19 protein-coding genes and 2 pseudogenes are annotated in these 23,785 nt (G+C 68.3%); 10 read left to right on the forward strand and 11 right to left on the reverse strand.

The genetic code is table 11. The annotated features are described in order from the left end of the window. Positions 1-37: 37 nt before the first annotated feature. From WH07_RS05350 to WH07_RS05370, 5 genes are all read right to left on the reverse strand, one after another. The gene (locus WH07_RS05350; protein ID WP_046495953.1) at positions 38-364 is read right to left on the reverse strand and encodes a hypothetical protein; all 327 of its coding nucleotides are present in this window, start codon (positions 362-364) and stop codon (positions 38-40) included. Between the two features lie 122 nt (positions 365-486). Beyond that, positions 487-1,260 carry a hypothetical protein gene (locus WH07_RS36085; RefSeq protein ID WP_052744257.1) on the reverse strand — a complete coding sequence of 258 codons (774 nt, stop codon included), beginning with the start codon at positions 1,258-1,260 and terminating at the stop codon, positions 487-489. Then, positions 1,257-1,973: a ParA family protein gene (locus WH07_RS05360; protein WP_046495955.1), complete on the reverse strand. Its 717-nt coding sequence runs from the start codon at positions 1,971-1,973 to the stop codon at positions 1,257-1,259. Before WH07_RS05360 ends, WH07_RS36085 begins: the two co-directional genes overlap by 4 nt. Positions 1,974-2,153: 180 nt before the next feature. Further along, positions 2,154-2,741 (reverse strand): helix-turn-helix domain-containing protein, encoded by a 588-nt coding sequence (locus tag WH07_RS05365; protein WP_046495957.1) that lies wholly within the window; start codon positions 2,739-2,741, stop codon positions 2,154-2,156. Then, positions 2,723-4,228, reverse strand: coding sequence for a transcriptional regulator (locus WH07_RS05370; protein ID WP_232788727.1), 1,506 nt, complete (start codon positions 4,226-4,228; stop codon positions 2,723-2,725). Before WH07_RS05370 ends, WH07_RS05365 begins: the two co-directional genes overlap by 19 nt. A gap of 1,921 nt (positions 4,229-6,149) precedes the next feature. Between WH07_RS05370 and WH07_RS42085 the strand changes: the two genes are divergently transcribed. Continuing rightward, on the forward strand, positions 6,150-6,569 hold the full coding sequence (locus WH07_RS42085; protein WP_408645803.1) for an Imm1 family immunity protein: 420 nt from the start codon (positions 6,150-6,152) through the stop codon (positions 6,567-6,569). Positions 6,570-7,986: 1,417 nt separating this feature from the next. Here the strand turns inward: WH07_RS42085 and WH07_RS40235 are convergent. From WH07_RS40235 to WH07_RS39585, 3 genes are all read right to left on the reverse strand, one after another. After that, complete coding sequence (locus WH07_RS40235) at positions 7,987-8,481, reverse strand: hypothetical protein (RefSeq protein WP_198533726.1); 495 nt, start codon at positions 8,479-8,481, stop codon at positions 7,987-7,989. Positions 8,482-9,377: 896 nt separating this feature from the next. Further along, positions 9,378-9,530 (reverse strand): hypothetical protein, encoded by a 153-nt coding sequence (locus WH07_RS39580; RefSeq protein ID WP_157877242.1) that lies wholly within the window; start codon positions 9,528-9,530, stop codon positions 9,378-9,380. Positions 9,531-9,852: 322 nt separating this feature from the next. Further along, entirely contained in the window at positions 9,853-10,560 is a 708-nt protein-coding gene (locus WH07_RS39585; protein WP_232788728.1) for an IS3 family transposase, read from the reverse strand. Between WH07_RS39585 and WH07_RS39590 the strand changes: the two genes are divergently transcribed. Both WH07_RS39590 and WH07_RS05385 read left to right on the forward strand, forming a co-directional pair. Further along, positions 10,457-11,377 carry an RNAseH domain-containing protein gene (locus WH07_RS39590; RefSeq protein ID WP_198533728.1) on the forward strand — a complete coding sequence of 307 codons (921 nt, stop codon included), beginning with the start codon at positions 10,457-10,459 and terminating at the stop codon, positions 11,375-11,377. The two genes, WH07_RS39585 and WH07_RS39590, sit on opposite strands and share 104 nt — an antisense overlap. Positions 11,378-12,071: 694 nt before the next feature. After that, positions 12,072-14,099, forward strand: a complete 2,028-nt coding sequence (locus WH07_RS05385; RefSeq protein WP_232788729.1) for a tetratricopeptide repeat protein — start codon at positions 12,072-12,074, stop codon at positions 14,097-14,099. Here the strand turns inward: WH07_RS05385 and WH07_RS05390 are convergent. Then, positions 14,071-15,228 carry a hypothetical protein gene (locus WH07_RS05390; RefSeq protein ID WP_046495986.1) on the reverse strand — a complete coding sequence of 386 codons (1,158 nt, stop codon included), beginning with the start codon at positions 15,226-15,228 and terminating at the stop codon, positions 14,071-14,073. The genes WH07_RS05385 and WH07_RS05390 overlap by 29 nt on opposite strands. Before the next feature lie 918 nt (positions 15,229-16,146). On the opposite strand from WH07_RS05390, the pseudogene WH07_RS41705 reads away from it, so the two are divergent. The 5 genes and pseudogenes from WH07_RS41705 to WH07_RS05415 form a co-directional block, all read left to right on the forward strand. Next, positions 16,147-16,470 (forward strand): annotated as a pseudogene (locus tag WH07_RS41705) (ATP/GTP-binding protein); the annotation flags it as partial. Positions 16,471-16,707: 237 nt separating this feature from the next. Next, positions 16,708-17,512: pseudogene (locus WH07_RS42090) on the forward strand (RHS repeat-associated core domain-containing protein); the annotation flags it as partial. A 101-nt stretch (positions 17,513-17,613) separates the two neighbouring features. Beyond that, entirely contained in the window at positions 17,614-17,967 is a 354-nt protein-coding gene (locus WH07_RS05405; RefSeq protein WP_046495962.1) for a hypothetical protein, read from the forward strand. After that, positions 17,958-18,425: a hypothetical protein gene (locus WH07_RS05410; RefSeq protein WP_046495964.1), complete on the forward strand. Its 468-nt coding sequence runs from the start codon at positions 17,958-17,960 to the stop codon at positions 18,423-18,425. Before WH07_RS05405 ends, WH07_RS05410 begins: the two co-directional genes overlap by 10 nt. A gap of 155 nt (positions 18,426-18,580) precedes the next feature. Next, positions 18,581-19,231 carry a dihydrofolate reductase family protein gene (locus WH07_RS05415; protein WP_046495966.1) on the forward strand — a complete coding sequence of 217 codons (651 nt, stop codon included), beginning with the start codon at positions 18,581-18,583 and terminating at the stop codon, positions 19,229-19,231. A gap of 99 nt (positions 19,232-19,330) precedes the next feature. Here the strand turns inward: WH07_RS05415 and WH07_RS05420 are convergent, their stop codons facing one another. Then, positions 19,331-20,479 carry a Cmx/CmrA family chloramphenicol efflux MFS transporter gene (locus WH07_RS05420; RefSeq protein WP_046495990.1) on the reverse strand — a complete coding sequence of 383 codons (1,149 nt, stop codon included), beginning with the start codon at positions 20,477-20,479 and terminating at the stop codon, positions 19,331-19,333. A gap of 174 nt (positions 20,480-20,653) precedes the next feature. Next, positions 20,654-21,967, reverse strand: a complete 1,314-nt coding sequence (locus WH07_RS37125) for an MFS transporter (protein WP_046495992.1) — start codon at positions 21,965-21,967, stop codon at positions 20,654-20,656. Between the two features lie 240 nt (positions 21,968-22,207). Here WH07_RS37125 and WH07_RS05430 point away from each other — a divergent pair, with 240 nt between their 5' ends. Continuing rightward, positions 22,208-22,966 carry a DeoR/GlpR family DNA-binding transcription regulator gene (locus WH07_RS05430; RefSeq protein WP_046495969.1) on the forward strand — a complete coding sequence of 253 codons (759 nt, stop codon included), beginning with the start codon at positions 22,208-22,210 and terminating at the stop codon, positions 22,964-22,966. Positions 22,967-23,247: 281 nt separating this feature from the next. Next, positions 23,248-23,694, forward strand: coding sequence for an SRPBCC family protein (locus WH07_RS05435; RefSeq protein WP_046495971.1), 447 nt, complete (start codon positions 23,248-23,250; stop codon positions 23,692-23,694). The last annotated feature ends 91 nt before the right edge of the window (positions 23,695-23,785 follow it).

Raw genomic sequence — 23,785 nt, forward strand, 5'->3', positions numbered from 1 at the left:
AGTCCGCATGCGGAAGGCAGCTGGAGCAACCTGATCGTCACTGGCCACTGACGTCCAGCCCCGTACGTCTTTCGTCCTTCGAATCGGGCGGATAGCCCTTGGCGCGCAGCCAGCTGTCAAGGGCGAGCGCGACGATGTCGCCGTGGGGGATGTCGGTGTCGGCGTTACAGCGGCGGATGCGGCGTTGGAACTGGAGGACCTTGGGGACGGCGTAGTTGAGCTGTCCGCGTTTTGTGTGCCGGTTACTGATGATGTCCATGGTGTCGGCGTGCGGCGTGAGGACGTCGTCGCGCGGCTGGAACTCGGCGTCGAGGGCGTCCGCGATATCACGTAGTCGGGCGGCGTAGGGGGAGCGATCAGGCACGAGAGCTGCTCCAGTCGGTCTGGCTAGACGGATAGCTATCCGCCTATTGGGCTATTGGAATAGTCGGCAGGGGCGGCCGCACCCCGACACGGGGGCGGCCGCCTTGTGTACTGCGGTCGGGTTTAGAACCCGCGAGCGGTGAGCCACTCGTCCAGCGCGACAGAAACGATGTCGCCGATGGGCAGGTGGTCGAGTTCGTTGTCCAGCGCGAAGCGTTTGATCCGCTTCTTCAGCTTCAACGCGGCGGGGACCGACGAGTCGAGACTCTCGCGTGTGATGATGCGCTGGTTGAGGACGACGGCGGCCTCGGGGATGTTTTCGGGACGGCCAGGACCGTGGGCGTAAGGTGCCCCCTCGCTGGGCGCCTCCTGCGGTCGAGTGTCCTGTGCCTGTTGGGGTGCAGGAGCGTGGGGCCTGAACGGGAACGCCGTGCTGGCCGCCGCCGGAGGGACCGCCTGGCGGACGGCGACCTCGGCGGTCGGCGCCGTGCCCGAAACTGCGGACGCGGCATGGAACGAGCTGTGCAGCCCATCGAGTTCGGCTGACTGATCGGGCTGGCTCCCAAGCGCTCCAGACTGGGGAGCCGAGGCCACCGGCGGTGGCTGCCGCTCGGCCAGGCCGTCGGCGGATTCCGTCCCCGCCTCGGCAGTATCGACGGTTTGTGTCAGATCCTGAGCCTGTGCCTCGAAGGCAACCGCAGCAGGAGCGTGCTGAACCCGCGCTGCGCCAGCAGCAACCACTTCGCCCTGGTCGGTGGCCTGTTCAGCGGCGAACTGCTCTGGCGTGAGCTCGGCAGCCGGCGGAGGGGGCGGCGGGGTCGTCTTCTTGGCCCCGCCCAGGGCCCGCCCGCTGGTGCGACGGGCCGGAGGCCTCTGCCTCTCGTTCTTCTCGCTCATGCCTCGGTCAGCTCCTTCACCAGCTCGGCGTACTCGCTCAGCTCCGTCGGGATCTCGCCGAAGGCCTCCATGTAGTGCACCCAGGAGTGGATGGTGGTCTCGGCGAGCGGGAACGCTTCATCGCGGCCCGGGCCGATGCCCTCGCCCTCGGCGGGCTCCAGCAGCTGGCCCTTCGCCCGGCTGGGCAGGCTGGTGCGGTCGTCGGCCTTGACCATGACCACGTGGGCGGTGACGCCCTGCTCGTTGCGGGCGGCGGCGCGCTCGGCCTCGTCGAAGGTGGCCACGAGCTTGCGGCGCTCGATCTTGGTGGGGGCGACCGGTACGAGCAGCAGGTTCGCCTCGGTAACAGCCTCGTGGAAGATCCGGGCGCTGCCGCCGCCGGCGTCGACCACGATCGCGCCGAACTCGGCCCGCTTGGTACGGATGTACTCAGCGATGTCGTCGAACGGGTACCGCTCGACCACCAGGTTGGCGGGGATCTCGAAGCCGGCGGCCTGAGCGACCTTGAACCAGTCGTAGGCGGACTGGCTGGTCGCGTCGGCGTCCAGCAGAAGGGTCGGTAGGTCGAGGACGACGGCGTAGTAGAGCGCGATGAACCAGGCGGAGGTGGTCTTGCCGGTGCCGCCCTTGAGCATGCCGACGACGATGACGAAGGCGTCCCAGGCGCTGGCTGTGGCTGCGGCCAGGGTCTTGGTACGGGTGTTCTCACTCACGTGTTGTTGATCTCCTGAATCGGGAAAGGTGCGTTGACTTGGGCGCGCCAGCCAGAAGGCCGCCGTCCAGGGGGACGGGTGCGGTCGGAGGAGGGGCTCGTGCTGCAGGGCGGGATCCGAGATGGCATGCCCTCGGTCCCGCAATCTGCCGGGCCTGGCCGGGGAACCGCGCGGGGGTGCTCATGACCGCCTTTTCGGGGTGCGGGCCGGTCCGTGGTTGTGCTGGGGCCGCATGCGGGTGCCGGCTTGGTGCAGGAGCCGGTAGACGGTGGCGACGGAGTAACTGCACTCCTTGGCGAGTTCCGGAACCGTGGTCCCGGCCTCGTAGCGCGCCCGCAGGGACATCGCAAGCCTCTGCCGCTCGGCGTTCTGTGCTGCGGAGCGCATCCGCAGCGTCTGCTGCGTGGTGCGCACGGTGCCGCCGGCCTCGATCAGCAGACGTCGGGCAGCACGCCTCGTCTCTCCCGCAACCGTGGAGAGCTCGGTGAGGGTCGCGCCGTGCTGCTCGTACAGGGTCCGCAGATGGGCCGCGAGGCGTTTGCGTGCCTGCGGGTCCTGATGCATCCGACGTGTTTGCCACGACGTGCGCATCATGGTGCCGGCCTCGTGTAGCCGATTGAGGACCGTGCCATAGGACAGGCCACTGCTCGCCACGAGTTGGTCCACGGTGGAACCGGACTCGTACTGCTCCCGAAGTGCTTGCGCGGTGTCCTGATCGTCGTGATCGGCCTTGGGTGGAGGGGGTGGGTTCACGCTGCGGACTCCCATTCGCTGCGGGCTTCGGCATGGGCGTCGGCCAGCTCGTCGTAACTGCGCTGGTCGGCAGGGGTGATGAGGATCAGCCGTCCATCGGTGGCGATCCGCCAGTCGGGAGCGGCGCGGCCCGTGACCGGATCGAGGACACAGCCGTCCGGGGCGTGCCACGCGGTGGGAACCTCGTCGGGGCGTGGCGCGGGGACCACGACCTGGCGTCCGTCGCGGACGAGAACCACGGCCTTGCTGCGGTGCTCCGACAGCAGCTCCAGCGCCCGTTGGTACGCCGCGCGCTCGGCGGCATGCACCGCCTTGCGCCGGGACGCGACGCCCGCGGTCCCGTGTCGCGTCGCGACTGCGTCCCAGCCGCGGGCCGGCTCGGCGATCTCTTCGGCCGCAGCCTCCGGAGGGAGGTCACCGAAGCCCTCCAGAGCATGAGGTGCCAGGGTCCAGGTCTCACCGCTGTGGTGGACAAGGCCGTGGTCGGCCAGGCGCCGCAAGGCGCGGTAGAGGGTGGCGCGGGAGACGGAGGACGAACCGACAAGCTCGGCGACCGTCTGCGCCGCACGGGCGTGCAGTGCAGCGATGATCACCAGTGCGGCGCTGCCCAGACCGTGGTGGGCGAAGGCGTCGTGGCCCATTAGCCGGCTGATGACGGTGGAGTCGAGGTCGGCCGTCGTGCCCGTCTCAGGGGTGGGCCACTCCTCAAGTGCCGGGTCGGGGGGGTACTGAGTGGTCCGGAAACGAGATTGGGGAGCGGGGGTGCTGTGGTGGTCGGCCTTGCCTTCGGCGAGGTACCAGGTCGAGCCCTCGCGGCCTTGGCCGACTCGCAGACGTCGCAGCCAGCCTCGCGGTTTGAGGACGGTCTCGTAGACGACCCGGAGGGTCGTGCGGGAGATGCCTGCCTCTTCTGCCGTCTGCCGCTCGCTGGCGTGGTGCAGAGGGCCGCCTGCGATCTCGGCGAAGTTCAGATGCGCACGCAGTACCCGCAGCGCGGTCCGCCCACGTTCCCCGCGCCAGGGCGTCGTCTCAATCCGGTCACGTAGCGCGGAAAGAACTTCGTACGTGTGCTGGCGCGACTCCATGAGTCTCGTGCTGCTGACCGCGGCCGAGGCGCTGGTCCATACCCGGCGGATGTAGTCCAAGGCGCGTGCCTGCCCAGAGCGCAGCACGATGTGCCGAGCGTGCCGTCCGCCCTCGTGGTCGGGATGCAGCAGCAGCCGCGTCAGCTGGTCGACGGTGCCGCCGGCGCGAGCGACATGGCAGGCGATGGCCGCCGTGATTCGGTGCCCGTGTTCGGCCGCGCCCTGACGGTCCGCGCGCAGGACCAGGGTTTGGCCGTCGGAGGCGAGCTTGCTGTAACTGCCCGCCGCATAGCGGCCGGTGAGGTCGCCGAGCAGAATGAGATCGGCTGCGGCCGTAGGCAGCTGGTGAGGGCCCAGTCGCTCGCCTGGGTGAAATGGCCGTCGGGAAGAACCTGTCTGGTGGGTGCTGTGTGGCACTGTGGAGCCGTCCCGCAAGGACAGAGACGCCACCCAGGCCCGCTAAAACCACGGGTGGTGTCCGGTACCGACCTCCAATCGGTGCCAGCGATGCCTCCAGGATGGCCATCCTGGAGGCATTCGTATGCCTGGCCCCGGTGCTGGAGGCAGACGTCCCCATCGCGGCTCGACCGAGGTCGATTCGGAGTGCGGTCAGCTGGTTCACGGCCTGATCAACACCGTCCGACCTGGGCCGACTCGGAGCCAGATCAGAGGGCGATTGCCTCTGACCGGCTCCGAGCGGCTCGGTTCGAATCGGGGTCGAATCAGAGCGGTTTCCTCTGACTGCCTCCGGTCGCCTCTGCAACCCGACCTAGCAGGTCACAACCGATACGCCCCACGAAGCCGCAGGTCAGAAAGGTGCGTCAGGAATACCCGGCGTACAGCCCGACTCGTCTGCCATCACCTGCGGCTTTTCCTTGGACAGGGCCTCCGACCTGCGTCGGAGGCCCTGTCCGATCTTGCGGGAGTTTGCCGCGTCAAGGCGGCGGAAGGTCCCTGGGAAGTCCCTCGGATAGGACTGAAAGTCCCTGAGAAGTACCTGGAGCGGAGGGGCGGATGTCGGCTTTGAGCTGGGCTGGGTGGCGTTGAGGGTCTCGTAGGCACGGGTGAGGCGACTGTTGACGACGACCTGCTTGCCCAGACCTGCCGCTGTGCCGGCCTTGAACAGGACACTCTGGTACGGCCCAGGTCCGCCTCAGTTCTGCCTCTTCGTATGTGAGCAGGCAGCTTGCTGGCCGCCCTGATCCATCTGCGTAACGAGTGTGAAAATGGGCCGCGTATCACCCGACGCCGATGACGCCCTGTCGATCCCGCTCGGCTGACGCGGATTACATCGCTGCACAGGGGCTTCCTGTAAAGGAGGCAGCGCACCGGCCGGGCGTCTGGCGAAATGGGCTCGCCGTCCTTGCACACGGTGCCGACGAGACAGCAGGCCATGGCCGTCTGGTTGATGACCTTGCCGCAGTCGCGGCCGTGTACCCAGCACAGTGGGACGTACGTGAGCGGCTGGTGATCGCCCCCCGTCCATGGGCGTGGTCGAGGCATATCCGGACCATCCCCGGCTGAAGCCCGAGGATGTCCTTGGCGTCGGGGTCGACGAGCTGGGCGGCCGTGTGGGACAGCAGGGTGCGGGCCTGGGCGACTGTACGCCTGACCGACTGCATGGCGCTGACTGTGCGCTGCAAACGAGAACTTGATGAGCATTACGGACTCGCCGCCCCGCGCGTCCCTCGCCACAAGGGCGTCGCCGACAAGGGGATCGGCGTCTCGCGATGAGGCGAGGGCTGCTGCACATCCAACGAGGCAACGTCGGTTCTGATGCCTGTGTGCCGAATCTGCTTGCCATTATCGGTTGCGCAGATAGATGGCCTTGCTTCATGGAAATTTGGATTGGAGTTCATCGAGTGGCGGGTTTTTCTGCTGCTTGGGGAGTTTTTCTGGATATGTCGTTGAGTCATCTCCCGTCGGCCTTCATAAAGTGCTTGTCATGTGCAGGAAGTTGATGTTGTATGGGCCTGCTCCTGGGGGGGGCTTATCGAAGTTTGATATGGAAAGAGGGGTGTGCCTGGTGCGTGGGCGTGCGCGAAGGCAGCGAGGATCTGCCGACGGGCAGGGCTGTCGGGCGCCGTGGTGTCTGGTGAGGACGGCTTTTTGTGCCTTGCGAAGGCAAGAAGTGGATTCTCTCCACCCCCGGCCCAAGGATGGCCACGGTCCTGCCCGTCCACCGGGCTACTGGCCAGGCAGATCGGATGGGCTGGCGCGCAGGGTGGCGCGGGGGTACGGAACTCAGGAACGGTCTGGAACCCCGGCGAGCAGACGAGGCGCCTGACGTCGAGCCGGGCCAGTAGACCTGTGGAGGCTTGAAGTGACGCACGGTAAGGTGCAAGCGTACTATCGGCGTGAGCACGGAGATAACCCAGTTTTGATTCAAAGTCCAAGTGACGTTGACTCTTTGATCGACGTGCTCCTTGCAAGTCGGCCATCGGAGAACTTGGCCGCGCTGCACAGCTTGGAACGTCCGCTCATGCCGGCAGGGGTTCCGGACCACGAGCTGCTCGTTGGAGTTGACGGAGACCTTCAGGTCGGAGTCCTCAGCTTCATGGACGACGGAAATTTCGTCTCGCTTGATTCTTCGAAGGGGCGAGGAGAGATTTCCTACTCTATTATGGGGAATGCGACAGAATTTCCGAGTCGTTCGGAAATCCCCATCGCTCTTGTGCGTCAGGCTGTAAAGGAGTTCTTGTCCTCCGGGGGGCAGCGTCCAACGTGCATTCAATGGCAAGAGCCAGAGCTCTGGTGATCTGTCCTTCAGTTGTAGACCTGCTGCGGCGGTGATCGGGGTAACTGATCGCTGTTGGTAGGTGATTGGGCCGATTTGGCCTGTTGGTGACGGACGGTGAGCGGAAGGCGGTCAACCGGAACAACTTCAACTCCTACGTGTGTGGAAGCCCGCTCTGGCCAAGGCGAGTCACGCGGACGGGTCCAGTATGTGGGAGCCGTCCCGGGAGCATGGCTTCCACGATCTGCGCCCTTCTGCGCCTCTACCTGGGGCGTGTGGAAGACTCATAGAGCAGCCGGGCTGATTCCCAACCTCTGTGGGAACCAGCCCGGTTTTTGCGTTACCCGGTCGGCTGTCGTCTGACAGCACCGGGGTGTGCTTCGAGGTGATCGATGACCATCTGCCGCAGTGCTCCGGGGCGAGCCGCTTCTTCTCACCCGGAAGGGTGATCGGTTGTGTGGGTGCCGTCTGCCGCTCGGTGCTTGGCTGTGGGGCAGGGGCGCCCTCCTCCGAGTTGTCGTTGCTGCCCTCGCCATGGTCGTCGTCTTCGCGGTGTCCGGTGTCCTGCGGGGGTGTGTCCTTGGGCGCCTGGGTGACAGCGGCGTCCGTGCCGCGCCGCTGCGGTCCAGGTGGCAGGGGCACGCACGGGGCGGGGCTGTCGCTGTCCGGCTTCGGGCTGTCCGGGATGGAGGATTCGGGCTGGGCGCTGGGCGGCTCGTGCGTGTTGCAGTTCTCGTCGTTGTTGGTCTGCGGAGCGGGTGCGGCGTGTCAGCGGTCGGGGGCGCGGCGGGGCCGTTGCGGCCGCCGGGGATGCGTACGGCGAGGCCGTTCTGTTCGAGTGTGGTGAGGGCTTTTCCGGCGGTGGAGCGTCCGGTGCCTGCGGCGAGGGCGAGTTCGGCGGCGATGGCTGGTTCGGCAAGGCCGGCCAGTTCGGTGTAGATCGCGGCCGGTGCGCCGGTCAGTCCGGCGCAGTGGCCCGGGGGTGGGGACGGCGTGGAGCGTGCGTGTGCTGTCGGTCATGGTGTCGGACATGAGGGACCTTGTCTTCGTGTAGGTGTGGTTGAGGTCCCCGTCCGGGGTGCGGACCCGCTGTGGGCGGGCCGTGTGTGTCCGCCGGGCGCGTGCGCATCGCGATGTCTCCCGGTGGGCATGGCCGTGGCGCGAGCGGGTTCACGGTTGCCCGTGGTCCCGGTCGGTGCGTCGGCCACGACCATGGATGCTCCGCTCCGGCAGGAAGCCAAGCGGGCCGGACGTGTTGGGATTGGACCAGATCAGAGGGGTTGCCACGGGAGCCGGGGGCTACGGGGCGGCGGGTCACGTCGATCGGTCAGTTGTGTCGGCAGAGGCTCGGTATTAGACCCGATCGGCGTCGGGCAGATCGATCGGGGACGGGCCGGAAGAGTTCATCCAGCCGGTTGTGGCGAGTCCGGGCGCTGGGTCAGGAGTTGTTCACGGATCTGGTGGGCCCGTCGTGGTCCGATGTGTAGATCGGTGCGTGGCCAGACGCTGACCGGTTTCCGGTGGCGTGGAGGGCAATGTTGTTCAGGGTGATGGCGCGTGGCCATACGTCGGCTTCTGTTGCGCCGTCGTTGATCGGTTGGGAACCGCGGGCTGATGGATAGCTGTGCGGTGTGCGGTCGCCTGTGTGGGGCCCAGCGTGGCCTTCGACGTGGGCGGTGAGGGTAGCGGCTTCGGCGCGGTGGCCCGCAGTCCTGTCGACTGCGTTTGGGGTGTTGGGCGGATCGGGCTCGGTGGTAGCCGGATCGGGACGCTCTTCGATCTGTTCGGGTGTGACGAGGGTGTGCAGGGCGGGGGCGTCGGTGCGACCGGCAGGGCCGATCTGGTCCAGGAGGTTGGTGCCGCATCGTCGGTAGGCAGCGATCGTTTCCGTGAGGGCGATCAGGAGCAGGGCCGGTGTCAGGTGGAGCAGCACGGCTGCGGGATCGGCCTGCCGTGGTCAGTCGATCTGCCCATCGGGCCAGAGTCTCCCCCAGCCGTTCATCAACGCAACGAGCGCTCAGGTGGGGTTCGGGATGCGTTAGGCGGGTGCGGGTGAGGTAGTTGCGATCGGCGTACAGACCGAAGGCGGACGCGATCACGTGAGCCTGGTCGCGTGCCGCATCCTCAGCCCGCTCCGTCTTGGGGTGGAGGCGGCGGCGTAGATGAGAGTGCACTGTCGCTGGAGGCCGGACTGCTTCGCGATCGTGTGCCTTGCGCCGGCACCGTGTTCGAGATCGTGCTTGTTGGTGGCGGTGGGCCGAGTGCCGTGGGGGAGGAGCGCGGCCGGGGCCGGCAGTCAGTGTGTCCGGCCTTCAACCGTCCGGCCTGGCGGCGAGTTCGGCGTACGGCTCAGCGGGAGACGGGGGCGGGCCAAGACCTGCACGCGGGCGGACTCGTCCGCCCCATGCCGGTGGCAGCCTGGAGCAGTGTGCGGAGCGGGTCGGAAGCGTGGTCGGTGCGCAGGGGGCCGGATGTCGGGGCGTGGCGGGCCGCAGCCGTCGCGCGGTGACGGTATGTCCGTACAGGAGCATGGGTGCGGGCTCGTCGGCTCGAGTGTGCGTGCCGTGTCGGGCGGCTGTCGCCGCACGGCGCACCAGACCCAGCGGCACCGGGCCGCAGATCCATAGGCACGCGCGGTCCGGTGTGGAACCTGACCTATTCGACGGCGGGGTGTGTCCGGCCAGTGGTGTTGCGACGCCACCACAGGTGCAGCAGCCCCGGCGAGCTGCGCCCACGAGACTTCACCCCCTTGGGGGCGACGGCGGGCGTGACCTATGCCAGCGGGTGCGGTCGTGCACGCGCTGTGCACCGCAGTCGTTCCATGTGACGTCAGTGCAGGTCAGGCGGCCTTGTGGCGAGGTCCTGACTGTCCCCGGCGTACAGCCCGACTCGTCTGCCACGCAGGCAGAAGAAGCCCCTGATCTGGAGAAACATCAGGTCAGGGGCTTCCTTGTCGTCGGAGTGATCCTTGAGACTGCTCACTCTTTGTGACTGGTTCCGGGTGTTTCTGGCTGCCGTGTGGCGATCGTGTGGCGCTGAACGGTCCGCCCGACGCGTCACTGGGACAGGAGTCTGGGCGCGAGCGCAGCCCAGTGCATCGTCCCTTGGTGCCGACACTTATGCGACTGGGGAACGAGTTCCAAGATCCGAAGAGTCACCCTCACGGGCGGCGAGCAGGTCCGTACTCCAGACGTTACATCCGCTGCGCCTGACAGACCTCCGGCCGGGTTCCTCCGGCACCCCTCAAGACGGAGACCAGCGACATGAGCTGCCCCGAGTTTTGTAGCGGCCGATCCTGTTTGTTTCAGGCTGCGTTCGGAGTGGCCAAGGAACGGTAGTAAGCCGCCTCGAACTCCTCGGGCGGGAGGTAGTCGAGAGCAGAGTGCAGGCGCTCGGTGTTGTACCAGCCCACCCACTGCACGACGGCGCGTTCGACCTGGTCAGCGTCCCGCCAGGGGCCTTGGTGTTCGATCAGCTCCGCCTTGAAGGTCCCGTTGAGTGCCTCGGTCATCGCGCTGTCGTACGAGTCCGCCACGGAGCCCACCGATGCGGCGGCGCCGACGTCCATCAGCCGCTCGCTGTAGCGGATCGACACGTATTGGCTGCCGCGATCACTGTGATGGATCAGGCCCGATCCCTTCTTGATGCCCCGGCGCCACAAGGCCATCTCCAGGGCGTCCAGAGGGAGATCGGTGCGCATGTGGGTCGCAAGCTGCCATCCCATGATGGTCCGCGAGTAGACGTCGAGGACGAATGCGACGTAGACCCAGCCGGACCAGGTCCGGACATACGTCAGGTCCGCAACCCAGAGCTGGTTCGGCCGGGTCGCGGTGAAGAGCCGGTCGACCAGGTCCGGCGGGCGCGGGGCGGCCGGCTCGGGGACCGTGGTCCGGCGTCGCCGGCCGCGGATGGACCGCCCCGCGATCCTTGTCGGCCTGCACCTGCGCCAACAGCGTGTCAGTACCAAGACATTCGGAGCCGCCAACAAGACCCAGATGGTCGAAGTCCTCACCGCCCTCCATACACACCCGGATCCGCAGCAGCCCTGGCGCATCAAGATGTACAACCGCCACACGCACTCCTGGCAGTCCCTTCCGCAGGGGGAGTCCGCCTTCGGCGCGGGACCGATCGGTGTGGAAGGACACGCCCGCCACAAGGAAAGCGCAGGGCTGGCCCGCGAGCACATCAAGGCGGCACTGCGCATCCTGCCCGCCCAGACCCCACTCGTCATCTTCGTGGACACCGAAGCCTGCCGGACCATCTGGCCCGGGTTGCAGCACGCCCAGCTCGGCAACGGCCCACTCCCAGGAGACGGCCTTGACGACGACGGCCGCCCGATCGCCGTAGTCAGCATCAACACCTCGTACGGCGAGGTCCCCACCCCAGTCGATCGCTCCGACGCCCGCCGCCGCGACCCAGAGCGGCCCGCAGCTCCCGATGACTGGCTCCACCAGCGCACTACGGCGGACGGCAAGGTCACCAGTTGGTATCTCGCCCAGAAGTCACGCACCTACGACGGTTTCGGTCAGACCGGCAGCAACGGCAGCACATGCACCCGCTTCACCATCCCCGAAGAGCTTCAAAAGTCTCTTCTCCGTAAGGACTGGCACAGCTTCACCGCGACCCAGATCACTGTGCCTCGGCCGGACGGCCACCAACCACAGGACCTAGCCGCCGCACTCTGCCACCAGTCCCTCGCCTGGGACGCCCGCACCCGCCACCCGGTCCCCCTCCACGTTGCGGGCGCGGTTGACCGTAACCATCCGGAGTACCGAGGCGTCAGCTTCGAGACCGAGACAGCAGAGGAGAACGACGAGGACGCGTCCTGACCGGTCCGACGCCGAGGCCGTCAGCCAGCTGCGGTTGCGGAGGAGCCAGCCCAAGCCCGGAGACTGCCGCTCGTCTAGGCCCTGTCCGGCCGATCTTCGCGGGCCCGCGACGCCTGGCACGGCACCTCGCTGCGTTGTCGGAGTCGCCCGAGTACGTCCAGTACACGGGCGATCCTCCGCTTTCCGATGCACCGCACCAGCCGCCCCGGGCTGATCCACGAAGATCGACCGGACAGGACCTAGGGGCTGGATGACACGATGCGTAGCAATCGGTGGGTTGTACGAGCAAGGCCGCCTATCACACGGGGGCGGCCCCTTGCTGAGACGGGGTTTCTGTGTGTTCTGTATCCCGCCGCCCCGCGAACTCACCCGCGTCGGCCGAAAGAGAGGCCGCACAGGCTCCCGCAATCCGTGCAGGATCCAACCGCAGCGTCTACTCACATTCGTTCCCCTGCCCAACTCGCCTCGTAGGACACGGCCTTAACCGAGGCGATGCGTGCGCCATGCGTGGTCCCCCGGCTACGGTTGGTTTCCAGGCCGAGGCGTGTGATCGCCCGGTGGGCGGTGCGTGGGAACGGGGAAGCGCAGGATGCTGGAGCTCATATCGCTGGCGACGGTTACGGCAATGTTGGGGACCGTGGCTGCGGGGATGGGTAACGAGGCGGGAAAGAACGTAGCCCTGATGATCGGCGGGTTGGCACGTCGGATCGCAGGGCGGGAGGTTCCGGCCCCCGAGCGGCCCGCCGAATGGGAGGGACTGGCCCGGCTGTTGTACGAAGGAGCGCTGCGCAATCCCGAGTACGCCCGGGGGCTGGCCGAGGCGGAAGCGGTGGTCAGCAGGGCGTTGGCCCAGGTGCGCATCCGTACTTCTCCGCAACTGCCCGACGGTCTCAGGGGTTTCGTTGATCGTGACAAGCAGATGCGGCAGCTTACGCGTGAGGCGTCCCGCAAGTTCGACGGACGTGCTCGAAGGGTTCATCTGTACGGGCCTGAGGGGATGGGCGGCACATCCCTCGCGCTGCGATGGGGCTGGCGCGAACTGCAGCGGTACCCGGACGGGCAACTGTACGTAGACCTGGCCCGGGTACCGGACCCTGCCATGGCTCTCCGACAAGCCCTGCGCAGCCTCGGACTGGACTCGGAGGACATCCCGCCGGGGTTGGAGGAGCGGATGGATCTCTTCCGCCGGCTTGTCGTGGACCGGCGGCTGCTCATCGTTCTCGACCACGTTCAGACAGCCGCGCAGGTGACGCCTCTGCTCACCTCGGCGCCGGAAGTCTTCACTATCATCGTTGCCCACCGCCGTCTTCCCCAGGCGGACGCCGAGCCGATCGAGGTGGTGCCGCTGCCCGAGAGGTACGCCGTCGAGCTGCTCACCGAAGTGGCGGGCAAGCGGACCGTTCAGGAAGCCCGCGCCCGCGCCATCTTGCCGCAGGTGCTCGCCCAATGCGGCGGATCTCCGTACGCGTTGAGGACGTTCGCGTCGCTGCTGGAGGCGCGCCTGAGAGAGGAAGACGGCCCCACCATGCTCGGGAACGAGCCCGCCTACGCTGCCGCGCAGGAGCAGTACCGCACGCTCGGGCCTACGGCCGCCCGGCTGTACCGCCTGTCGGCAGTCTGGCCCTGGCCGGCGCTCGGACCGGCCGTGGCAGGAGCCATGGCCGAGGTCGGGGAGGCCGAGGCGGCCCGTCTGCTCGCCGAGTTCGTGGAAAGGGGGCTACTGGAGGAGACCGGCACCGGCCGCTACCGCTTCCGCCCCGCCGTACGACGGCACGCCGAGCAGGCCGCCGTACGCGAGGACGGCATTCCTGCCTGCTCCCGGGCCGTGGCGCGCGCGGTGGAGTTGCTGTTGTCGCTCGCGGTGCAGGCCGACCGCGCCGCCCTGCCGGAACGCTGGCACGTGGGCCCCCTGTTCACCGCGCTGCCTCCTGGCGCCTACGCGTCCAAGGGCGAGGCGATCGCCGCCCTCGGCGCCGAGCTGGGCAACCTCGTTCAGGCGGTGTTCGCTGCTGAGGAGTATCGTCTCGGCGACACCGCGTGTCAGCTGTGCGAAGCCCTGTGGGCCTTGCAGCTCAAGGACGGACGCCATGAAGAGATCCTCCCGGCGCTTCGAGTGGGCACGAAGGTCGCTGACGACATCCGTCCCGGCACCCGGATGGCGGGGCGCATGCACACCCTTCAGGCGATGGCCCTGATCGAGTCGCGGCAGTTCGACGAGGCGAAGATCCAGGCGGAGAAGGCCGCGGCGGCCGAGCGGCAGGCGGGGCACCTGCGCGGGCTGGCGACCGCCATCGAGACGCTGGGCCTTGTGCGGCTGGGGCAGTGGAGCTTCCCCGATGCCCATGACTTGTTCGTCGAGGCGGATGGCATCTGGCAGCGTATCGGTCCGGGAGACGACGGCTACGGTGACAAGCCCCGTGCCCGTGCTCTTCTGAAGCGTCACCGGGGGCGCGCGCTGAACGGTCTCCATCTCCTCGACGAGGCCGAGGAGTTGTTGATGGAGGCCCTCGCGTTCTTCCGAGAGGAGGAGCCCTACAACACCGCCCGTACGCTCACCGATCTGGCGGACACGTACATGTGTGCCGGGCGGCAGTCAGCGGCGCTGCCGCTGATCGACGAGGCGACCGACGCGCTCGTGGGCGAGAACGCCCACTACCACGTCAACCACCTGCGGGCCCTGCGCGAGCGCTGTGTCAGCGGGGACCGGGGCCGGCCTGAGTGACCGACACCTGGTGGGCGGTCTGTCCGGTCCACACCGTCAGACCGTCTGTCAGGTCTGCGGGGTCCTTGCCGAGGGCCAGCCAGGCATGCAACGCGGAGGCGTATGCGGCCGGGTCGGCCGCCTGCGGGTCGGCGTCGAGACGCAGGAGCGCTCCGTCCCTGGTCCGCACCACGCAACTGCCGGCGGCCGTGACGTACGTGGCGAGTGCGCAGCCCGGGTGGCGTTCCAGCACCTCTGCGGTCCAGTACTCGGGCGGGCCGAGCCTTGGGTCGTCGGGTGAGCCGTATCTGAAGATCACATCGGCGATGGCAAGGAGACCGGGGTCGAGGGTGTCCTCGTGCACCGCCGTGTGAGCTTCGCCCTGGCCCTGCGGTTCATAGCGTGGATCGGCGTAGCGGGTGACCGATACCTCGGTCGCGCCCAGCACACTCGTCAGCACCCGCAGCGGAGAAGTGCGCACCGGCGGGTCGTACGAGGGCAGCGGCAGTGGGTCGAGCAGCGCCGACGCCGTGGGCTCGGGTATCCCCATGACGTCGTAGAAGACGCGGCGCAGACGGGCGGCTGCCTCACCCGGGGCTGAGGTCGTGAACTCGGCAGGGCCACTCATGGGTTGGTGCGCGGCCAGCAGAGTGTCCAACTGTGGTCGCAGCGGCGCGTATGGGTCCAGCCGTGGTGCCTTCCGTACGAAGTCGGCCACCGGTGAATCGGCGGCCAGACCTGCGAGCGCCGCGGCTCCGAGCAGGACGGGGATGCCGAGGGCCGCGGCGTAGTACGAGACTGACCCAAAGTCCCCCAAAATGACGTCCGCTGCCAGCAGCGCCTGCTGCCACCCCTCCAGCGGATCCACCAGCGTAAGGCCGCCACGTTGCGCTCTGTCCATCCATGATCGGATTTGTCCATGCCCATGGCTATGCCAAATATTGGGATGCAGTACGGCTGCGATCCGGTACTCGTCCGCCGCGAGTTCGGCGGTCAGTTTCGGCAGCAGAAGCGGCAGCACGTCCTCGTCGCCGCCGTCCCCGAACAGTGACTCCGGGTTCCACGTCGAATTCAGCAACACGAGCCGCTGCCCGCGTTTTACGCCCAACGCCCTGCGGAAGCGCTCGCGATACGGGCGCGCTGCCAGCATCCGGTCGAAACAGGGATCTCCCGCGAGTACTGCTGTCGGGGCCGCTTCCGGGCAGGCGTTACGCAACCGCTCGATCTGTTCGGGGTGCGACAGCACCAGCACGTCCGCGACCGGGGAGCCATTCGCCAACAGCCACTCCGGCGAAAGCCCGAAGCCGGTCTCCGGTCTCCGGTCTCCGGTCTCCGGTCTCCGGTCTCCGGTCTCCGGAGCCTTTTATTGTAGCCCGCGCCATGGGAAATTATGATCAATTCACCTTGAATGGCATGGATTTCGCCGCCGAAACTGGCTGCCAGAGCCAGATCCACCGGGGTGCACATTGCCTGATCCCAGGGCAGCACTGGCACACCCACGCGCGTAAGCAACTCGCTCACTCCTGCCTGGAACGGCGAGGAGCCAGTGCAGGTCGCGAGGAGTTGCACCCGCAAGTCATCACGGAACAACGGCAGCACATCCAGCAAGCGGGTGGCCGAGGTGACGTTGTGGACGATCAACAGCACCTTCCGGCAGTTTCCGCGCGTTGCCCAGCCAGCTGCTTGGCGTCCGACCGGCACGCGGAGCCATTCTGTCCGTCCCGCTGTCACTCTGCCCCCTTGTACTCCGCATGGCGCCACCACCCGTATGAGCAGCCTAACCAAGCCGGTGAAACCGCACGTAGGGGCAGCGTGACTGGTTGATGATCCTGATCCGGACGGGCAGCCGGTAACCCCGGTAGGCGATGCAGTCCATCAGTGAGCCACCTCGACCTCGCCCGACGCGGTCAGGCCCTCGTCCAGTTCGGCGTACAGGTCCCGCAGGTAAGCCGAGGGCGCGCCAGGCATCGCCAGGACCGACGGTTCGCTCCCGATGCTGTCTCCGGGCCGAAGCCTGGCTCACAGAGCCGGGGTTGCCCAGTCGTCTGGGCGTTGTTGATCCGCTGACGTGGACGCGGGAGACTCCCCGATGACCGGGGTGCCCCTCGGCCAGCACATGGGCACCGGCGCCACCGTGTGCGGGGATCCCATCTCCTGGTTCACCAGGGCCCCTTACATCTCCAACCCGTCGCTGTCCATGCTCGGCATGCCGGGCCTGGGCAAGTCGACGCTCGTCAACCGTATGCTGATCGGCCTCGCCGCGACGGGAGTCGTGCCGCTCGTCCTCGGCGACCTCAAGCCCGACTACGCCGACACCGTGCGCGCGCTCGGCGGGCAGGTCATCTCGATCGGGCGCGGAGTCGGCGGCAACATCCTCGACCCTGGCGCGCTGGACGTCGTCGGCCGGCCGCTGGCGGTGACGGCGGACGACTGGCGCGAGGAGTACGCGTACGACGCCGCCGGCAACCAGACGGCATGCTCGTGGCCCGACAAGGCTCCCCACTCCGAGAGTCGCGGCGAGCGCGCGTACGACGGCACCCGGCTCCGCACGGCCGGCGGCGTCAGTTACACCTACGACGCGGCGGGCCGGGTCACGGAGCGCCGGAAGAAGCGACTGTCCCGCAAGCCCGACGTATGGCGCTACACCTGGGACTCCGAGGACCGTCTGACCGCGTGCACCACGCCCGACGGGACGCTGTGGACATACGCCTACGACCCGCTGGGCCGCCGTATCGCCAAGGAACGCCGACCGCCGACGGGGCGATCGCCGAACGGACGCTGTTCGCCTGGGACGGATCCCGCCTCGCGGAACAGTCGGGCGGTGCCGACGGGGTCACGTTGACATGGGAGTACGACGGTCACTGGCCGATCGCCCAGTACGAGCGCAAGGCGCTCCCGCAGGACGAATTCGACTCCCGTTTCTTCGCTAAGGGCTGTCCCGTAATCGCTGGTGGGTCAGCGCGCGGCGTCAGATGGAGGGGGTGCCTCCCGTGCCGTTCAGGCTACGGGGGAGCATCGCAAGGCGGAGGGACGTCCCCATACTGGGCGTATGGGGATGTTCCGACAACGCGGCGAGGTGCCGTAGCTGTCGTCGCGCGCCCGCCATGGATTACGGGACAGCCCTTGGCGTCTCGGACCTCGTGGGCACCCCTACCGAACTCGTCGACGAGACCGGGAAGGTGGCCTGGAGCGCACGGTCCACAAGCTGGGGCATCACCGCGTGGAAACCGGGCGGCTCCGCCTATACGCCGCTCCGTTGTCCAGGGCAGTACGAGGATCCGGAAACAGGGCTGCGGGACAACTTCTTCCGCCATTACGACCCGGAGACCGGGCGCTATGTCACGCCGGATCCACTCGGGATCGCGCCCGCGCCGAATTCCCTCACCTATGTGCACAACCCGTATACATTCTGCGATCCGCTCGGACTGACGCCCTGTCCGCAGTTCAAAGGGCTGGGATGGCTGACGGAGAAACAGATCGGCCGTCCTTCCTTCCGCCACCAGCGGACCGTCACGCATCAGGATTACGAACAGCAGTGATCCTGCCGGACGGCCGGGAGGTGCACGTGGACGGCGGCCCGGCGAACGACTGGATCACGGAGGCCAAGTGGACGGGCGGGGACCACGAGAGTGAATGGGAGAAGTCCCCCTACAATCCGGAGCACAAGTTCTACCGGGAATCGAAGATCACGGACCAGGCGGAGAAGCTCCTCGCGCTGAACGAGGGGCTGGGGGGCAAGGGAGTGCGTTACATGGTGTCCAATGAGTGGGGCGCCGCGCATGTGAACGAGGTCCTGGCCAGAGTATTCCCGGAAGCGGTCGCCAGTGGAAAACTCAAGGCTTATCACGTACCGGGCAATGGCATGAGTGGAATGAGCGCATGGCTGTAGTGGTCGATTTGTTGGAAGGCATCCGGAATCGTGTGCCGCTGACCGGCGAGAGCGTGGCGGCGGAGTTCGCGGCCCAGGGCTGGGAGGCCGGCGGACGACCGAGGAACGGCTTCGAGGCGTCGTGGGACAAGGACGACGTCGGAGGCTGGATCCACCCGTACAACGGCGGTGTCCGCGTCAAGTTCACCGTATGGATGCGGGACACGGACGAGGACACCGGCTACTTCGAGGACCTGGACGCGGTGTACGAGGAGGGCGAACGGGCGCTGGCCGCCTTCCTGCCCGAGATCGAGTCCTCCAGCCTGGCCGCCCACCTCACCGGGGCCGAGGGCACGGAGGAGGACGCGGACGAGTTCATCGCGTACAGAAAGTGGACCTTGGACGGCCGAAAGCTGATCGCCGGGGTCATCCAGGAGGACACCGACCTCCCGGTCCGCGTCATCGTGGCCCTGGAATAGCGCGGCGCGCGGTACACCGGTACGGAGGTGGTGGCCGGGTGGGCGGCTTTTGTGCGTCGGCGCTGCCCCGAATTTTGATTGGTTGCGGAACCAGCGATGAGTTCGGTCGGGCCGGACAGTCTCATCATTTGTTGTTGACAGCAGAGGAGGAGCGCATGGCGCAGCTACTGAGAGTTCAGAACTTCAACGTCTCCAGTGACGGCATCGGTGCCGGGCCCGCGGAGGACCAGACCCTGGAGAGGCCGTTCGGGTTCGAGCGGCACGACAGGCTGTTCGCGTGGTGCGGGGCCACCGCGAGCTGGCCCATGCGTACCGATCCCGGGGGCAGCCGGGGCCTTGACGACTACCTCACGCGGGACTACGAACGCAATATCGGCGCCGAGATCATGGGCCGTAACAAGTTCGGGCCGCAGCGTGGGCCCTGGCAGGACTATGAGTGGCGTGGCTGGTGGGGGGAGAAGCCGCCGTTCCGTACGCCGGTGTTCGTCATGACCCACCACACGCGTCCTTCGATCACGCTCTCCGACACCACGTTCCACTTCGTCGAAGGAGACCCGGCGACGATCCTTGAGCAGGCGCGCGAGGCGGCGCAGGGCAAGGACGTCAGGCTCGGCGGCGGGGCCAGCACCGTCCGGCAGTTCCTGGACGCCGACCTTGTCGACACCATGCATGTGGCGGTCTCGCCGCTGAAGCTCGGGTCCGGGGTACGCCTCTGGGATTCGCCCGACGAGCTGCTCGACCGGTTCCACATGGACGTCGTGCCCAGCCCGAGCGGCGTCACGCACCACCTGTTCTGGCGGAAGTAACCGGGTCGCAGTGCCGACCCGGGTCCACGGCGCCGACCCGGGCCGGCCGTCCGCCTCTCGCCAGCCGTCTGCCTCTCGTCGACCGGCGGCGGACAGGACCTAGCGGGGCCCGGAAGTGCGCAGCGACATCGTCGTCAGTCCGATCGCCACCACCGCCATGGCCGCGCCCGCCCAGGCCGTCGACGCGAAGCCGAAGCCCGCGTCGATGACCACTCCGCCCAGCCAAGGGCCGGACGTATTGCCCAGGTTGAAGGCGGCCGTGGTGGTGGCCGCGGCGAGGGTGGGGGCCGCGGCGGCGATGTTGAACATACGGGCGTTCAGCGCCGGGGCCGTGTAGAACGCCGAGACACCGAGCAGGAAGGTCAGCGTCACCACGGCGTACGGATTCGACGCGGTGAGCGCCAGCAGTACGAGCAGTACCGTCGACGCGATGATGCCGCTGAGCGTGACGCCGAAGAGATGGGCGTCCGCGTACCGGCCGCCCAGCGCCGCGCCCGCCAGCGCGCCGACGCCGAACAGCCCGAGCACGCTCGGGACCCAGCCGCTGTCCAGCCCGGCCACGTCCGTGAGCAGCGGGGCGAGATATGAGAACGCGCAGAAGACAGCGCCCCCGGAGAGCGCGGTGACGGCGATGGAGAGCCAGATCCGACGGTCGCGGTAGATGGTCAGCTCCCGCCCGACCCGCGGCTTCTCGGCCGGTGCCGGGATACGCGGGATCAGCGTCACAACACCGGCCAGCGCGACCGCGGAGGCCGCGCCGACGGCCCAGAACGCCGAGCGCCAGCCGAGGTGTTCGCCGAGGAACGCGCCCGCCGGTACGCCGAGTACGTTCGCGATGGACAGCCCGCCGATCATCACGGCCATGGCGCGGGCGCGCGCGTGGAGCGGGACCATCGCGATGGCGACGGCCGCGCCGACCGCCCAGAATCCGGCGCAGGCCAAGGCGCTGATCACCCGGGACGCGAAGAGCACCTCGTACGTCGGGGCGAGCGCGCCCATGACCTGGCCGAGGCCGAAGACGGAGATCAGGGCGACGAGCGTGGCACGGCGGGGCAGCCGCAGGGTGGCGACGGCGAGCAGCGGGGCGCCGACCACCATGCCGATCGCGAAGGCGGATATGAGGAGGCCGGCGGTGGGGATGGAGACGTCCAAGTCGTCCGCGAGCGGCGGCAGCAGGCCGGACAGCATGAACTCGCTCGTACCGAGGGCGAAGACGGCGAGGCCGAGTACGTAGACGGCGAGGGGCATGGGCGTACGTGTACGAGTACGGGTACGCGTGCCCGCATCGGCGCTCGGGGGCTCGCCGGGAAGTTCGCGGGGGAGCTTGCTGGTGCCGGCTTCGGCGTCGGGGCTTGCGGCGTGGGTGCGGGCGTCGGTGTCGGCGGAGTCCGGCATGACATGCGTCAACGTCGCAGTAGGGCGTTACATTCCCGGGGCCCGCTCGTTGCCCGTGGCGTTGTGGCGCTGGAGGATACGTGCCGCCGTGCAGGCCGCTACCACGCAGAACGCCACCGGGAGGAAGAAGGTGAGGTTCAGCGGGATGAAGTGGGTGAGTGGGCCGATGATCGCCGGGCCGGCGAGCATGCCGAGATAGCCGAGGCCCGCGACGCGGGAGACGTTCGTGCCCGCGCTCTCCTGGTCGGCGTGGCCCGCCGCGCTGAAGAGCTGGGGCACACAGCCCGAGAGGCCGATCCCGAAGACCGCCCAGCCGACCAGGGCCAGGGGGATCCACGGGGAGAGCGCGACCGCGGTCAGGCCGACGGCGCCCAGGGCCGCGCCGTACCGTACGACGGCCACCGGGCCGAAGCGCGCCGCCACCCGGTCCGTGAGCAGGCGGCCGACCGTCATGGCCGTCGAGAACGCGCCGTACGCGAAGGCCGCCGTGGCGGCCGGGGCGTCGAGGACGTCCCGCAGGGCCAGCACGCTCCAGTCGTTGGCGACGCCTTCGCAGAGCATGAGCATCAGAGCGAGTGCGGCGAGGGCCCAGATCTGCGGCGGCGTTTTGCGTGACACCTGGTCGCGCGGCCGAGTGGTGTGCGGTGCCGTGTTGCCGCTCGGCCCCATGTCGTGCGGCGTTGTGTCATGCGGCGGTGTGTCGTTGTGGGGTGCCGTGTTGCCCGGCTCCGCGCCGTGCGGTGCCGTGTTGACCTGCCCCGTGTCGTGCGGCGCGGCCGCCGCCGACGGCCGCAATAGCAGCGGCCCCGCGAGCGCGGTTACCGCCAGCGCGAACACACTCACCGCCGCCAGCGTCATGGGCGCGCTCCAGTGCCAGCTCAGTGTGCGGGCGCCGACCAGTGCCGCCAGGACTCCGCCGACCGAGAAGAAGGCGTGGAAGGCGGACATGACAGGGCGTCCATAGCCGCGCTCGACCTGGATGGCATGCGTGTTCATGCTGACGTCCAGACAGCCGTTGCCGAAGCCGAGCACGAGCAGTGCCGCGCCCAGCGTCCAGACGTTCGTGGCCAGTCCCGGCAGGGCCAGCGCCGCCCCGCACAGCGCCGCGCTCACCGGTACGGCCTTCCGCGCGCCGTAGCGGTCGGTGAGCGGTCCGACGAGCTGCATGCCCGCGAAGGCGCCCGCGCCGAGCAGCAGCAGGAGCCAGCCGAGCACGGCGTGGCTGACCCCGGCCCGGTGTTCCACGACCGGGATGTGCACCACCCACATGCCCAGCACGAAGCCGTTGAGGGTGAAGAAGCCGAAGGTGGCCAGCCGGGCGGCCCGCAGCGATCTCGCCACGCCGGACTTCCGTAGACCCGTCTTCCGTATGCCCGTCTTCCGCGTGCCGGACGACCTCTTCACGCCCGTTTCCGCCACGCCCGTTTCCGCCACGCCGGTTTCAGTCACACCAGTCTCCGTCATGCCCGTCTCGGTCACGTCGCTTTCCTCACGCCGCTTCTCTCCATGTCGGCGAACATAACAAACAAACCTGCTGTTCGTAAGATTGCCTATCGCACATCGATTGTGTTCAATGGGGGCATGGCAAGCACAGACCGACTGAGGCAGATCACCGATGCCGTACGCGCGAGCGGCCGGGCCAGCGTCGCCGAGCTGGCCGAGCTGACCGGCGCCTCGGAGATGACGGTCCGCCGCGATCTCGAAGTCCTCAGCGACCAGGGCGTCCTGGAGCGCTACCGCGGTGGCGCCAGAAGCCTGCTGCTGCGCGGCGAGGAGCCGCCGTTCGCGCTCAGGGCGCAGGACGGTGCGGAGGCGAAGCGGCGCATCGCCGCCGCCGTCGCCGAGCTGATCGCCGACGGCGAGTCGGTCGTCGTCGACAGCGGTACGACCTGTCTGGAAGTGGCCCGCGCGCTGGAGCACCGCAGGCTGACCGTCATGCCGCTCTCCCTCCACGCCGCCAACGCTCTGACCGGCGCCCCCCGCCTGAAACTGCTGCTGCCCGGCGGAGAGCCCCGTACGGGCGAACTCGCCCTCACCGGCCCCCTGACCGAGGCGTCACTCGCCGCGCTCCGCTTCGACACCGCCGTCATCGGCTGCTGCGGACTCTCCACCGCGGACGGTCTGACCGCGTACGACCTGTCCGACGCCGCGGTCAAACAAGCCGCGATCGCCTCAGCCCGCCGGGTCATCGCGGTGGCGGACGCCGCGAAGTTCTCCCGTACCGCGCTCGCCTTCGTCGCACCGGTCTCCGCGCTGCACGCCGTCGTGACGGACGAGGAGGCGCCGTACGAGGAGACGGGAGCGATGGCCGCGGCGGGTGTGACGGTACGGCGGGTCTGACCGTGTGACGGTACGGCGACTGCGCGGCGGCCGTGACCGCGGCGGGCCTGACCGCGTGACAGGAGTGCCCGTACGGCGGGTGTGACCGCGCGACCCGTCTGACCGTGCGGCGGGTGTGACCGTACAGCGGGTGAAAGGGATGATCCTCCAGTGGTGGGAGGAGCCGCCGAGCCATGACAATGGGGACGCGACGGCGGCCCGGTACCGGCGGCGGCCCTCGCGTACGACGGGCAGGTTCCGCGTACCCCATGTCACGTCGGCCGAATGCGCGAGGAGCGACCATGGCTGGACAGTTCGAGGCGACCACGGAGATCGACCGGCCCATCGAGGAGGTGTTCGCCTTTCTCGCCGACGGTACGAACGACCCGAAGTTCAGCCCCCGCGTACAGGCGATCCAGAAGACCCCGGACGGGCCCACCGCCGTCGGAACCGTCTTCCGCAGCACGGTCAAGGACGCCGGCATGACGACCAAGCGGGAGATCCGGATCACCGAGCTGGAGTCGCCCACCAAGATCCGCTGGACCGAGACGTCCAAGAACCTCGTCACCTCGGCGGACGGCGGTTACGACCTGGAGAGCACCGGCGCGGGCAAGACGCGGGTACGGATCTTCAACGCCCTTGAGGGGCACGGGATCGGCAAGCTGCTGGTCGGTGTCGCGCTGAGCGCGGCGCGCAAGGACGCGCGCGCGTTCGCGGCGCGGATCAAGAAGGCCGCCGAAGCGTCGTAACCTGCCGCCCGTCCCCGCTGCCCGCCCCCCGCTGTCCGACCCGCCCGCCGCGTGGGCCCCGGTCCACTCCGGGGCCCACGCGGCGGGCGGG

The sequence above is a fragment of the Streptomyces odonnellii genome (assembly GCF_000981895.1).
Taxonomy (GTDB): Bacteria; Actinomycetota; Actinomycetes; order Streptomycetales; family Streptomycetaceae; genus Streptomyces; species Streptomyces odonnellii.